This is a genomic window from Posidoniimonas corsicana, assembly GCF_007859765.1.
Classification (GTDB): domain Bacteria; phylum Planctomycetota; class Planctomycetia; order Pirellulales; family Lacipirellulaceae; genus Posidoniimonas; species Posidoniimonas corsicana.
The window spans coordinates 3,017,566-3,031,267 of sequence record NZ_SIHJ01000001.1 but is presented as its reverse complement, the minus strand read 5'-3'; the positions used below and the strand labels follow the sequence as shown (position 1 = coordinate 3,031,267).

12 protein-coding genes are annotated in these 13,702 nt (G+C 68.6%); 10 read left to right on the top strand and 2 right to left on the bottom strand.

All coding sequences use genetic code 11. The features are described 5' to 3' along the window. The first annotated feature begins 142 nt into the window (after positions 1 to 142). From KOR34_RS11655 to KOR34_RS11610, 10 genes are all read left to right on the top strand, one after another. Positions 143 to 1,747: a M14 family zinc carboxypeptidase gene (locus KOR34_RS11655; protein WP_146564754.1), complete on the top strand. Its 1,605-nt coding sequence runs from the start codon at positions 143 to 145 to the stop codon at positions 1,745 to 1,747. 56 nt (positions 1,748 to 1,803) lie between these two features. Further along, entirely contained in the window at positions 1,804 to 2,553 is a 750-nt protein-coding gene (locus KOR34_RS11650; protein WP_146564753.1) for a nucleoside recognition domain-containing protein, read from the top strand. Continuing rightward, positions 2,550 to 3,143 (top strand): spore maturation protein, encoded by a 594-nt coding sequence (locus KOR34_RS11645; RefSeq protein WP_146564752.1) that lies wholly within the window; start codon positions 2,550 to 2,552, stop codon positions 3,141 to 3,143. Before KOR34_RS11650 ends, KOR34_RS11645 begins: the two co-directional genes overlap by 4 nt. 22 nt (positions 3,144 to 3,165) lie before the next feature. Beyond that, positions 3,166 to 4,101: a S66 peptidase family protein gene (locus KOR34_RS11640; RefSeq protein WP_146564751.1), complete on the top strand. Its 936-nt coding sequence runs from the start codon at positions 3,166 to 3,168 to the stop codon at positions 4,099 to 4,101. 318 nt (positions 4,102 to 4,419) lie between these two features. Then, positions 4,420 to 5,598 carry a TlpA family protein disulfide reductase gene (locus KOR34_RS11635; protein WP_146564750.1) on the top strand — a complete coding sequence of 393 codons (1,179 nt, stop codon included), beginning with the start codon at positions 4,420 to 4,422 and terminating at the stop codon, positions 5,596 to 5,598. Positions 5,599 to 5,646: 48 nt separating this feature from the next. Further along, positions 5,647 to 6,612, top strand: coding sequence for a M28 family peptidase (locus KOR34_RS11630; protein WP_146564749.1), 966 nt, complete (start codon positions 5,647 to 5,649; stop codon positions 6,610 to 6,612). Between the two features lie 255 nt (positions 6,613 to 6,867). Next, positions 6,868 to 7,905 (top strand): class II fructose-bisphosphate aldolase, encoded by a 1,038-nt coding sequence (gene fba / locus KOR34_RS11625; RefSeq protein WP_146564748.1) that lies wholly within the window; start codon positions 6,868 to 6,870, stop codon positions 7,903 to 7,905. Between the two features lie 125 nt (positions 7,906 to 8,030). Next, a complete protein-coding gene (locus KOR34_RS11620) occupies positions 8,031 to 8,933 on the top strand; it encodes a sulfurtransferase (protein ID WP_197531339.1) in 903 nt (300 codons plus the stop codon). Continuing rightward, a complete protein-coding gene (locus KOR34_RS11615) occupies positions 8,930 to 9,721 on the top strand; it encodes a DUF3891 family protein (protein ID WP_197531338.1) in 792 nt (263 codons plus the stop codon). Before KOR34_RS11620 ends, KOR34_RS11615 begins: the two co-directional genes overlap by 4 nt. A 242-nt stretch (positions 9,722 to 9,963) precedes the next feature. After that, complete coding sequence (locus KOR34_RS11610) at positions 9,964 to 11,220, top strand: peptide-N-glycosidase F-related protein (RefSeq protein WP_146564745.1); 1,257 nt, start codon at positions 9,964 to 9,966, stop codon at positions 11,218 to 11,220. Here KOR34_RS11610 and KOR34_RS11605 read toward each other — a convergent pair. After that, positions 11,145 to 11,828: a DUF2293 domain-containing protein gene (locus KOR34_RS11605; protein WP_146564744.1), complete on the bottom strand. Its 684-nt coding sequence runs from the start codon at positions 11,826 to 11,828 to the stop codon at positions 11,145 to 11,147. The genes KOR34_RS11610 and KOR34_RS11605 overlap by 76 nt on opposite strands. A 140-nt stretch (positions 11,829 to 11,968) precedes the next feature. Then, on the bottom strand, positions 11,969 to 13,618 hold the full coding sequence (locus KOR34_RS11600; protein ID WP_146564743.1) for a rhamnogalacturonan acetylesterase: 1,650 nt from the start codon (positions 13,616 to 13,618) through the stop codon (positions 11,969 to 11,971). Positions 13,619 to 13,702: the final 84 nt, after the last annotated feature.

Below are 13,702 nucleotides of genomic sequence, written 5' to 3'. Positions count from 1 at the left end.
GCTGGGGGTTGTTGTATCTTAAGACCAGCCGGCCGCGTAGGAGCGACCCGGGAAAAGACACGGTCAGAACGCCCCGCCTACGGCACGTAGCCGCAACGCGTTGCACCCGGACCGGCCTGTCTTGTGAAGTGAGCCGACATCCATGCCCAACAAATCTCCCACCGCAACCTGCCCAACCGATGGCTGGACTAAGGAAGCGGTAACCGATTATATCGACACCCTGCTGCGTGATCATCCCGGCGCCGCAGAGCGGAGCACAATTGGCTCCTCCTACGACGGACGCGACATCGAGCTGCTCAAGATCGGCAACGGCGGGCGTCGCGTGCTGGCTTGGTCTCAGATGCACGGCGACGAACAGACCTACACAACGGTAGTGCTCAATACATTGCGGATGCTGATCGAGGCGCCCGAGTCGCCCCTCGCCACAGATATCCTGGCCGGCTGCACCCTCCTGCTGATTCCGTTGCTCAACCCCGATGGCGCCGCCAGACGCACGCGCGTCACAGCCCAGGGCGTCGACATGAACCGCGACGCACGCGACCCAGACACCCCCGAGGGGCGGGTGCTGCGGCAGGCGGTGCTCGAACTGAGGCCCGACTTCGGCTTCAACCTCCACAACCAGGACCACCGCCGGTGGCTGCGGTCGGGCGAAGGCCCGGTTTCGATCTCGCTGCTGGTTCCGCCGCCGGACCGCGACAACTCTCAGACCCCCTCGGTGGTTGCGGCCCGCCGGGTCGCCGCTAGCATCACGCGCCGTGTTCGGCCGCTGTGCGAAGGCCGCGTCACCCGCTACGGCGCCGACTACATGCCCCGCGCGTTCGGCGAGTGGGTGCAGTCGCAGGGGGTCGCAACCGTGCTGCTGGAAGCAGGAGGCTGGCCCGGCGGTGATATCCCCGCTCTGGAGGAACTCAACTACCAGGCCTTTGTCGAAGGGTTGCGGGCGATCGCGACCGACGACTACCAGGCGTCACCCCCGGACGACTACGACCAGTTGGCTAGGGCCGGCGGCGGCGGGTCGTTTGACCTACTCATCCAGCGGGCACGGGTGATTCAGCACGAGGGGGGCGCCGGCTCGACGCTCGACCTGGGGATCAACAAGCCGTCCAACTCCGCGATGCCCGACCGTGGCGGCGACGGGCGGATAGTCGACGTCGGCGACCTGTATGTTCACCGACGCGACGCGTGGATCGACGCCGAAGGGCTGATCTGCCTGCCGGGGCGCGTCGCCCAGGCCGCGGCAGCGTTTGACGCCGACGGCGGCCTTGACCCGCGGCTGTGCGAGCAGGCCGCCCAGGCGGGGGTAAGCACCCTCCTGCTGACCGTAGATGAGGGATCGGAGGACGTCGAGCGTCTGCGGTCGATCACCGACCGCCCCCGCCCGCTAGTCAATGTTGGCTTCCTGCTGCGCACCGGCCAATCAGGGTTAGGATGCCTACCGGACGACCTGCCGCCCGCACTGATTGGCGTCGTGGGTGAGGGGGCAGCGCCAACGCCGGCCCCCACAACGATCGCCGACTGGCGACAGGGATTCGAACTGCTCGGACGCTACACCCCCACAGACAAGCATGAGATTGACCGCGGGTCGATCGCCGACCTCGTGCTGGCCCAGCCGCCCGCTGACGGCCAGCCGGTCGATCAGATCGAACGCGTGCTGCTGGGCGGCACGACCATCGTCCGCGACAGCGCCGTGGTCCGCCCGCACGCGGGCGCGTGGCTGCGGCGGGGGCACGCGATCATCCGCGGCTAGCGATCGCGCCGCCGGGACGGCGGCGCGGCGACGACTTACACGACAACGGAAACGCTATGCTCAATCGCATCTGGTTCTGGTTGCTCTTCATCGGGATCATCTACGGCTTTGGCAAAGGAGTGTACCGCAGCTACTACCTTGAGGCGCCGCCCACGGTCGCAGCGGACGCGCCGCTCGAGGACGGTCAGCCCCCGGCGCCGGCGGCGAACCCGTTCAAGCAGGCGGGGCAGGACCTCACTGCGGCGGCTATCGACGCGGCGCAGATCTCGGTCGATATCTGCCTGAAGCTGATCGGCGTAATGATCCTGTGGCTAGGCATCCTGCAGGTTGCTAAGGACGCTGGCATGGTGGACGCGCTCGCGAGGACGCTGCGGCCGCTGATGCGGTGGCTGTTCCCCGACGTGCCGGACGGTCACCCGGCGCAAGGCGCGATGCTGATGAACATCTCCGCCAACATGCTGGGCCTGGACAACGCCGCCACCCCTTTCGGGCTGAAGGCGATGAAGGAGTTGCAGGAGCTCAACACCGAGAAGGAGACCGCCACCAACTCGATGGCGACCTTCCTGGCCATCAACACGAGCAGCGTAACCCTGGTGCCGATCTCGGTGATCGCGCTCCGCGCCGCAGCGGGCGGAGACCCCGCGGCGCCGGTCGCCGGCATCCTGCTCGCCACCATCGCCAGCACCATCGCGGCGGTCATCGCGGTCCGATGGCTCTCGAGGCTGCCGGCGTTCGCAGACAACCCGCCACCGCCCGGCGAGGGCGTCCCCGCCGCACCCGAGAGCAGGGAGGGCGACCAGTCATGAGCTACCTGTACGAAACATTCGCATCGCTGAGCCTCGTCGAGGTCGCCGAGGTTGTCAGCCAGTGGACTATCCCGCTGACGATGCTGCTGATTGTTGTCTGGGCGAAGATCCGTGGCGTGCAGATGTACGACTCATTCTTGGTTGGAGCCAAGGAGGGGTTCGGGGTGGCGGTGATGATCATGCCTTACCTGGTCGCGATCCTGGTGGTGATCAAGGTCTTCACCGCCAGCGGGCTGTTCGACGACGCTAAAAACCTGATCGCGATGGGCATGCGCGGGGTGGGGATCGAAAGCCAGGAGGCTATCGACACGCTGGAGTTGATGCCGCTGGCGTTCTCCAAGCCGCTCAGCGGCGGCGCATCGCGCGGACTATTGGTCGAGATCTTCGACGACGAGGACCACGGTCCCGACAGCCGCCTCGGCCTGACCGCGAGCCTGATGATGGGCAGCACCGAGACCACCTTCTACGTCATCGCGGTCTACTTTGGGGCGGTGCAGGTGCGGCGGACCCGCCACACGCTGCCGGCGTGCCTGATCGCCGACTTCGTCGGGCTTGCGGCGGCGGTAGTGCTGGGATTCATTCTGTTCTAGACGCCAACCCCACGGAGCCCGCTTGCCTTCCCGAATCACACCACCGCCGATCGAGCCCGGTGCTGGCGTCGCACTGATTGCGCCCGCCAGTTCGCCCACCGCCGAGCAGGTTGAGTTCGCTGTCCATAATCTGACCGACGCCGGCTACCGCCCGAAGGTGTACCGCTCGCTTAGCGAACCGGTCGGCTACCTGTCGGGGACCGACGACGTCCGCGCCGAAGAGATCATGCGCGCGTTCACCGACGACGACGTCGCAGCGGTGTTCGCCGCCCGCGGCGGGTACGGCGTTGCGCGGCTGCTCCATCGGCTGGACTTCGGCGTCATCAGGAGCAACCCCAAGCCGCTGATCGGCTACAGCGACTTGACCGCGTTGCACGCCGCGGTCGATCGTCACGCGGGCTTGGCGAGCTTCCACTCGCCCAACGCCATCGACGGGCTCTGCGGCGGTGGCAAGCTAGACGCCCCGTCCGTCGACGCGTTCTGGTCCGCCGTCAGCGGCCGCGGGTCATACGACCTGCCGGTCGAAGAAACGGGCGCGACGCTCAGGACCCTGCGCGGTGGCGCCTGCGAGGGTGAGCTCGTGGGCGGCAACCTGGCGGTGCTCGTAGGGCTGCTCGGGACCCGCTTCGAGCCGGCGTTCGCCGGACGCGTGCTGCTGCTCGAGGACCTCGCCGAGGCGCCCTACCGGGTTGACCGGATGCTAGCTCAGCTGCGGCTCGCCGGGCGGCTGGACGAGGTTGCCGGGGTGATCCTCGGGCAGTTTACCGACTGCGAGGCAGACGAGAACGACGCCTCGCCGACCTGCGTTCAGGTGCTTGAGCACTACTTCTCCGACGTCGACGCGCCAATCTTGGCGGGATTTCCGACCGGGCACACGGTTCCCAACCTGACGCTCCCACATGGCGGCCGCGTTCGCTTAGACGCGGACGCGGGCCGAGTCAGCGTGCTGCGAGGCTGAAGGCTCGGCAACTGGCTGCGGATAGCCGTCCGAAAGGCCATGGCCGAGGTGCATGGTTCTCCCAGGTCAGAGAATTGCATTTGCCGCGCAGGTCTGGATAATCGGGAACCTGCACTCAACCCCACCGCCCACTTCCACGTGCGCCAGGATGGCTGCCGGGCAATCCCCCCACCGCTCACAGAGACCCGCGTTCGACTAGCTTCGACGTCATTGCCGGAAACGGATCCTTCTGGTTTGACTCGCGTCGCTCCCCGCTCAGCGGGACCCACAAGCACGCTGGCCCCTTCTCGAAGCACCGCGGCGGAAAAGGATGTTTGAATGAGTCGATTGTCGTACGTTGCGGTCGTCGGATTCAGTTGCCTCGGGCTTGCCAGCGCTGCCGTTGGCCAAACGACCGAGGGGGAAACCGTTGGCGAGGCGCCCGCCGACGCTTCGCCGGTTGAGCTGCTTCAGTACATCGAGGCCGAGTCGCAGCCGGCGGCCAAGCCCGCTTCGCGCGAGCAGCAGTTCCAGTACCACCGCAAGGCGTCGTGGGCGAAGATCCGCGCCGCCAACCGGCTGCTAAAGATCGGCCGCCAAGAATCACACCTAGCCGCCGCCCTGCGCGCGAAGCGCCACTACCTCGGCGTGCTCGGTCAGCTGGGCGAGAAAAAGTGCCGCGAGCAGTGCGACTGCTTCTTCTCCGAGATGTGCCAGGACGAGAACCCCGCCATCGCCTCCGCCGCCCGCCGGCTGGCCGCCTACGACAAGCTGAACAACTGGCGGGAGCTTGGCCCGAACGAGAAGGAGTCGGTGCGGAGCGAGGCCCAGGCCCTGCTGGAGCAGTCGCCGGGTTCGCTGGAGAATGTGCGGCTGGCGTCGAATGTCGCCAACGTTGCCGGCAACAGCGGCGACGAGCCGCTCGCCATCCAGCTGTTGGACTACATGCTTCCCACGCTCGAGGGAGCAACCGACAAGCAGATCCAGGAACTCGCGCCCAAAGTGGAGGGGCTGAGCCGGCGGCTGCGACTGCCGGGCAACCCGATGGAGCTGTCCGGCACGACGCTCGGCGGCGGCAAGCTCGACTGGGAAGGCTACCGCGGCAAGGTGGTGCTGGTCGATTTCTGGGCCACCTGGTGCGGCCCCTGCATTGCCGAGCTGCCAAATGTCCGCCGCTGCTACGAGAAGTACCAGGCGATCGGTTTCGAGGTCGTAGGCGTATCGCTTGATGAGTCGCCCGAGGCGGTGGCCCAGTTCCTTGAGCAGAACAAGGTGCCCTGGGCTACGCTCTGCGGCGACGCCGCGGAGAACTCTGGCTGGAACCACCCGATGGCCGTCCGCTACGGCATCCGACGCCTGCCGCAGGCGATCCTGGTGGACGCCGACGGCCGCGTGGTGCACATGAACGCCAAGGGAGAGCAGCTCGAATCGCTGCTCGAGGGACTACTGGCCGATCCGGTAGCGGCGGCGCCCCCAGCCGAAGGCAAGCAGTCGCGGGACGCGGTGGCCCAGCAGTAGCCCACGCTGCTATGGCCGGTTCGGGACGCGTCCGCGTAGAATGAGGGGATGAACCGCCCTCCCCTACTCGCGTCGGCGCTGCTGGCGCTCGCCTCCCTGTCAGCCCCGGCCGCCGATGGGGCCGACCAGAACCCTATCGATGCCGATCGCGCCTTCGGCTATCTCGAGCAACTCTGCGACCTGGGCCCTCGGCCCAGCGGCAGCGACGCGATGGCACGGCAGCAGGACCTGCTCCGGGGGCACTTCGGCCCGCTAGCAGACGACGTCGTCTCCCAAGGCTTCCTGGCGGCCAACCCGCTGGGTGGGCCGAAGGTGCGGATCACCAACCTGATTGTGCGGTTCAACCCGGCCGCGGAGAAGCGGCTAATGGTCTGCGCCCACTACGACACCCGCCCCCTGCCCGACCGCGACCCCAACCCGCGGGCGCGCCGCTCGGGGCGGTTTATCGGCGCCAACGACGGCGCCAGCGGCACGGCGTTGCTGATGGAGCTGGCCCACCACCACGACGCGTTCGCCGGGCCCCTGGGGGTCGACCTCGTGCTGTTTGATGGCGAGGAGCTGGTCTACAACGACCGCCGCGACCCGTACTTCCTCGGCAGCACCGGCTTCGCCCAGCAGTACAAGCAGGGCAAGCACCCCGGCGGCGAGTACCAGTACGCGGTGCTGCTAGACATGGTTGGCGACGCGGACCTGCAGCTGTACTACGAGGTGAACAGCTGGCGGTGGAAGGACACCCGGCCGCTGGTCCGCAGCCTGTGGGAGACCGCCGCCCGCCTGGGGGTGGACGAGTTCAAGCCACGCCTGAAGCACCTGGTCCGCGACGACCACACCAAGCTGCACAGCATCGGCAAGATCCCGGCCTGCGACATCATCGACTTCGACTACCCCCACTGGCACACCGAAGCGGACGTGCCCCGCAACTGCAGCGGCGAGTCGCTGGCGAAAGTCGGCTGGGTGGTGCTGGAGTGGCTCCGGCTCGAGCAGGCCAAGGCGGCCGAGCCCGCTGGCGAGTAGCCCGGCCGAAGCCTTGCCCGGGACGGCTCTGCGCCGCCGCGCCGAGGGAATTGCGGCTCTCAGGGGACGGTTTTCCACGGTCGAGGCGCGGGCCTGGCCGTTGCCCGAGGATCGCTTCCCGGCACATCGCCCTGCCCTCTCCCCCACCGCTGGGGCGTTCCCTAGCCGGCCCGCCGGGGGTAAACTGTGGCCTCAAATCCTGCAAGAACCCCCCGAATGCGGCCTCTGCCGCCCCCCGAATCTGGAGTTTGTGACATGCCTCTGGTGCCCCTGCGTCTTCTGCTCGACCACGCTGCCGAGAACAACTACGGCTTGGCCGCGCTCAATGTGAACAACATGGAGCAGATCCAGGCCATCATGGAAGCGGCCGACGAGACCAACTCGCCCGTCATCATCCAGGCGTCACGCGGCGCCCGTAAGTACTCGCAGGACGCGTACCTGCGGCACCTGATGCTGGCCGCGGCCGAGCTCTACCCGCACATCCCGGTCTGCATGCACCAGGACCACGGCAACAGCCCCGAGACCTGCCAGAGCGCCATCGACAACGGCTTCACCAGCGTCATGATGGACGGCTCGCTCAAGGAAGACGGCTGCACCCCCGCCGACTACGACTACAACGTCCAGGTGACCAAGACCGTCACCGAGGCCGCCCACAAGCAGGGCGTTTCGGTTGAGGGCGAGCTCGGCTGCCTGGGGTCGCTTGAGTCGGGCGGCGGTGAGCAGGAGGACGGGCACGGCGCCACCGGCGAGCTCTCGCACGACCAGCTGCTGACCGACCCGGACGAGGCCGCTCAGTTTGTGGCGGACACCGGCGTCGACGCCCTGGCGGTCGCGATCGGCACCAGCCACGGCGCCTACAAGTTCACCAAGAAGCCCACCGGCGACGTCCTGGACATGGGCCGGATCGAGGCGATCCACAACAAGCTGCCCAACTGCCACCTGGTGATGCACGGCTCGTCGAGTGTCCCGCAGGAGCTGCAGGACATCATCAACGAGTTCGGCGGCGAGATGAAGCAGACGTACGGCGTTCCCGTGGAAGAAATCCAGAAGGGCATCAAGCACGGCGTCCGCAAGATCAACGTCGACACCGACAACCGCATGGCCATGACCGGCGCCGTCCGCAAGCTGCTGATGCAGCACCCGGAGAAGTTCGACGTCCGCGACTGGATGAAGCCCGCCCGCGAAGCCATGAAGCAGGTCTGCAAGGCCCGCATGGAGTCCTTCGGTCAGGCCGGCAACGCCGACAAGATCAAGATCAAGACCGTCGACGACTTCAAGAGCTACTACGCCTGATCGCGTCCGGCGAAAGTATGGTGACCAACGAGCCGGCGGCCCCTGGGCCGCCGGCTTTTTTGCGTTGGCGCCCGGTTTCCGCTATCAAGAAGGCTGCCCACGCACCCTCCCCACGGGACACCTGTATGCGACTTGCCTGCCTGCTGCTGTTCGTGGCCGCCCCGACTCTCGCGGCCGAGCCCGCATCCTACGCCCGGCCCGAGCTGCTGATCGAGGCCGCCGAGCTCCAAACGAAGCTGGGTAGTCAGCCGCGTACGCTGCGCAATATGACCGAGGAGGAGGCGCGTCAGGCGCCGCCGCCGCTGACGCTCCTGGATGTCCGATCGGCCGAGGAGTTCAAGCGGGGCACGATCGCATCCGCTCAGCGGATTAACGTGGGTGAGTGGAAGGCGGCCTTCCGGGGCGGTCAGGACGCCGCAGCGTGGAGCAAGCGGCTCAGCGAGGTTCTGCTCGCGCCCAACTCAACGGTCATTGTGTTCGACGACGCCGTCACGCCCAACGCCGCGCGGGCCTGGTGGATCCTCAAGTACTGGGGCGTGGAGGACGTGCGGCTGCTCAATGGCGGCGTCAAGGCGTGGCGAGCCGCGGGCAGCAAGCTCTCGCTCCCAACCAAAGCCAAGACCATCACCCAGTTCACCGCCACGCCCCACCCGGAACGCCTCGCCACGGCCGACGAGGTCATGGCCTGCATCGGCAAGGGCGACGCCGAGGCCTGCCTGATCGACACCCGCACCACCGGCGAGCACACCGCCGGCTACATCCCTACCGCCTGCCACACCGACTGGCAGGAGTACGTCGACCCGGCGACCGGCAAGATCCGCTCGCCGGAGCAGCTCGAGGAGCTCCTCGCCCGCGCCGACTTTGACCGCCAGCGTCGGACCATCGCCTACTGCCAGTCCGGCGGCCGGGCATCGGTCGTGGCGTTCGCAACCGAGCTGATGGGCGGACGCGACGTGGCCAACTATTTCGGCAGCTGGGGCGAGTGGAGCCGCCTGCCGGAGGTCCCCATCGCGAGGCCCGGCAAGTGATCCGCCGCGACGCCCCGAGGTCCGGCCAGGCGGATCACTGGCTGCTGATCCCGCAACGCGCGCACGCGCGGCTCAGCTACGAGCTGGCCGCCGCGTGGGGCAACGCGGTGGTTCCTCCGCTGCTGTCCGGGCTGGAGTCGGCGCGGGGCGAACTGCTGCAGGCGGTCCGCACCCACGACGAGGGCTGGGCCGAGTGGGAGTCCGCCCCGGCGATCGACCCCGACCACCAGCGGCCGTACGGCTTCACCGAGATGCCGCCCGCCGACGCGCAGCGGTTGTGGACCCACTCGATCGAGGCCTGCCGACAGATCGGCCCGCTGGCCGGCTGGATCGTATCGGGTCACTTCATCCACCTCCAATCCAAGCACGACCACGACTACGACCAGTGGGCGCCTTGGCTCGCCCAGCAGCACTCACATCAGCAGGCGTGGCTCGACGAATGGCGGGCGCAGGACCCCGGCCACACCCCAGAGGTAGCCCGCCGCTCGTTGTTCTATCTCCAGACGTTCGACTGGCTGAGCCTGTGGCTCTGCTGCCGAGCGCCGCTTGGGGCGCACGACCCGGACGAAACGCTCGAGCTCTCCGCCTCCCGGTTTGAGTTTGGCCCGTTCCACTGGACGGCTGCCGCCGGGCGGGCGACCGCCACGCCGTGGCCGTTCGCCGAGCCCCAACTCGATCTTTCTGTCGACGCGTTGCGTGTCCCCGTCGGTCGCTATGCCACTAGCGAGCAGCTGCTGGCCGCCGCGCAAACCGCGAAGCTCGACTGGCGGCTCTGCGAGCAGCCCTGACCGAACACCTGGTAGCGGTCGGTTTGTTGCGGTGGCGGGACCCCACAGCTAGACTGAATCAGTTGTGGCGCGCCGGCCGAGCACGGCGGGGCGTCGCTTCTGGAACAGAACAGCGGAGGCCGCCGCGGGCGATCCTGGCACGATCCATTGCGGCCGCAACTCTCGGTAGTCGTTTGAACGTGAAACCCTCCGGACGCCGGCGGCGTCCCCTTCCCGCGTGCCGGCCAGGCGTGCCCGCGGCTATGCTGCTCGCTCTGCTCTCGTCGGCGCCCGCCGCCGCGCAGACGATCGGCGTCTTCTCGAACGACCGCATCGGCTTCGCCGACGGCCAGAGCCGCGAGATCCAGCGGACCATCACCTTCCCCGAGTTCGAACCCAACGACCGGCTCACCTTCAACTGGGACCTGCTCGGCGATCAGGACCCGTGGGACCGCGCAGGCAGCATCCACGTGATCCTGCCCCGCGGGGAGCAGGTGCAACTCGGCAAGTTCATCACCGGGTTCAATGGAACCACCTCCCACAGCCAGGACATATCGGACCTGGCGCCGCTGCTCAGTGGCCAGACCCTCGCCATCGAGGCCCACATCGACACCTGGGTGGCCGACGCGTGGCGCCTGAACGCTTCGGTTGAGGTCGAGCCCGAAGCGTTAAGCGATCCCGGCGCCACCTGGGCCGCCGCGGCCATCCCGCGTGACGGCGGCCTCGGCTGGCACGAGTCCGGCGACGTGTCGCGCGGCTACCAGATCCGCGTGCCGCAGAATCTGGGGCGGGTCAAGCTCACGTACTTCGCGTCGGGCCACCACCACACGCAGACCGGCGCCAGCGACGAGTTCAACCAACGCCGCCACCGCCTGTCCATCGACGGCCAGGAGGTCTGGACCGGCGTCCCGTGGAGGACCGACGGCCCCGACTTCCGCAGCGTGAACCCCACCTCCGGCCGCTGGGACGGCAATGGCGACGGCGACACCAACGACCCCTACCCCATCGACCAGTGGTCGTCCGACTTCCCCCGCTCCGGCTGGGTGCCCGGCGACGAGGTCGCGCCCTACGAGATCGACGTCACCGACTATGTGGCGGGCGGCGGCCGCAAGACGCTAACCCTGACGATCGAGGACGTGGACATCAACAGCTTCTGGCGGGTGTCGGCCTACCTCTCTGGAGCGCCGCCCGTGCTGGTCGGCGACTTCAACGACGACGGCGCCGTCGACGCGGCCGACTACACCGTGTGGCGCGACAGCCTCGGCCAGCGCGGCGACGGCCTGCCCGCCGACGCCAACAGCAGCGGCCGCGTCGACTACGCCGACCTCGACCTCTGGCGCGAGAACTACGGGCAAGCCTCGGCCGGCGCCGCCGCGGCCAGCGCCCCGGAGCCCGCGGCGCTGGCGTGCTGCACCGCCGCCGCGGCCGGGCTGCTCTGCCGCCGTCAGCGCTGCGCCTCGGTCTGCCGCAGGGCCTCGCGCAGCACGCAGTGCTCGTCGGCTGCGGCGCCCTGCCGGTAACGCTCGAGCAGCTCCTTCGACCGCCCGGCCAGCATCCGCCGCACCTCGCGCCGCTTCCCTTTTACGCGGGGGATCTTCAGCGAGTCGTACGCGGTGGTCTGGTGCCGCATCCACGCGATCACCGCCGCCTCGGCCCGCTGCTCCACCGGGATCCGCTTGGTGCGGGCCACGGTGCCGCTGCCGACCGGCGTGGCGTGCGCGGCCACCACGTCGGCCATCCGCTCGGCCAGCGCGGCGTGCCGCGGGTGGAACGCCAGGTACCGCCGCACCGCGTCGGTGAACTCGCCGACGTACTCGGTCTGCTCCTTCTCGCGACGCTCGGCGCCCGCCTGCTTCCGCTTGGCGTACTCGGGCGTGGCCCGCTCCGCCGTCAGCTCCGCTCGCACGCGCTCGATAGTCGCCGCCGGCGCCCACACGCCGCGCGAGAACATCCGCCGGCCGCGTTTCTCCTGGACCAGCCAGAACTCGCCCGCGGCCTTCACCCGCCGGGTCAGCGTGGCGTCGCCCGGCGGCAGCAGCTCCCAGCCCGTCGGCACGCTGTGCGACTTTCCGTTGGCGTCGAGCACGGTGCGTTCAGCGGGCCCGGGGCGGTAGGTGTTGTCGCTCAAGCTGCTTCCCTGCGGAGTTGTTCAGAATCGGTGTCGGACTTGTGGTTCTTCGGTTCCTCGCTCGGTCGGCTTGAACCAGGCTGCGTGCTGCTAGCGGAACTGACAATAGCCGACGGATTACATCCGTCAGACTGCCCCGCTCAGCGAGCCTGCCGCTGGTTCTCCGACGGATGTAATCCGTCGGCTGATTGTTGTCGCGTTGCGGGAGTGGCATTGCCCAACATGAACTCCTTCAGCGGGTTGTCGTCTAGGTCTCGCAGCCCGTCCACGACGCACGCGGCGTTCAGCACGGCGCCGTCGTACGAGGTGTGCGTGGCGCGGTCGGCGAACAGCGGGTCGACCGCCTCGGGGCCGAGCGCGTCGTACCGCTGGGCGATCCGCTCGTAGAGGTCGATGAACCGCACGTCCTCGTCCTCGGCGACCTGCCGCGCCCAGGCCGCGTGGCCGTCGTCGGGGCGGCGGATGGCGTCACCGTCCCACGACTTGCGGGGGATCAGCGAGCAGACGATCGGCACGGCGCCCTTGTCGCGGATCTCGGCAATGAACCTGCGGAGGTACGCGCCGAACGTCTCCACGGTTTCAGTCTGCCCATCCTCTTTGGATTGCTCTTCGGTCTGGTCGCCGACGCCGCGCAGCGCGCCGCGGCTGCCGTTGTCGTTGTGGCCGAACTGCATCAGCACCACGTCGCCCGGCCGCAACTGTTCGAGCACGGGCTGCCAGAAGCGACCGGTGCGGAAGGTCCGCGCGCCGGTGCCGCCCATCGCTCGGTTCACCACGTTGATCTTGCCGCGGTCGAAGTAGTCCTCCAACGGGTCGCCCCAGCCGAACTGCCCACCCTCGCCGCGGCCCCGACCGGTGCGCACCGTCGAGTCGCCGATCAGCCACAGCGTGGGCAGCGCGTCGTCGATGCGGTGCGGCGTGTTGAGGAAGCGGCTCTTGCCCGCCTCGGTGGCCCCGCGGCGGACGCTGGGGAAACGCACGTACTGGGGCGCCGCGCGGGGTGTGTTGCGTCCCTCGACCGACAGCCACGGCGCCCACATCTCCTCCCGCAGCCCTTTGAATCCTTCGACCACCAGCCGGGCGTTGAGCAGGGCGCCGTCGTCGCCGGTGTGCGTGTGGTCGCGGGGGAACAGCTTACCGACCTCCGCCTGCCCCATCCGCTCGTACTTGTCGGCCGCGATGCTGGTCAGATCGATGAACGGGGTGTTCTCGGCCTCGGCGACCTCGCGGGTCCACCTGCCGTACCGGCCGGAGCCGCGCTCGACGTGGCCGTCCTTCCAGATGTTCCGCACCGTGAGCGACAGCAGCACCGGCTCGGCGCCGGCGGCGCGGGTCTCGTCGATCATCTTCCGCAGGTACCAGCCGAACGTGTGCACCACCTCGTGCCGGCCGGTCTGCTCGTTGTCGATCTCGCTGGTCTCCTCGCCCAGGCCGGGCAGCGAGCCGCGGGCGCGGCGCGGGTCGTTGATGCGGCCGCCGTCGTTGTGGCCGAACTGGATCAGCACCACGTCGCCCGGCTTGAGCTCCGAGCGGATCTGCTCCCACAGCCCTTCGGTCACAAACGTGCGGCTGCTGCGGCCACCCCGCGCTCGGTTCTCGACCTGCACCCGCTCGGCGTCGAAGAACTTGCCCAGGTGCCGCCCCCACCCGCGGGCGCCGTCGGCGCCGTTGGCCGCGGTCGAGTCGCCGGCGACGTACAGCGTGGGGATTTGGTCGTCCGCGGCGTGCGCCGACAGGCAGCAGCCTGCCAGCGCGAGCACGATCAACGGGCAGCGGAGTAGAGCAGGCATCGGCGAGATCGGCTAAGAGGAGTGGGCCAGGAACAGGAGGTAGAGCCGGCGCCGCCACAGCGGCGGCCGGTGGGGTTTTGTCCC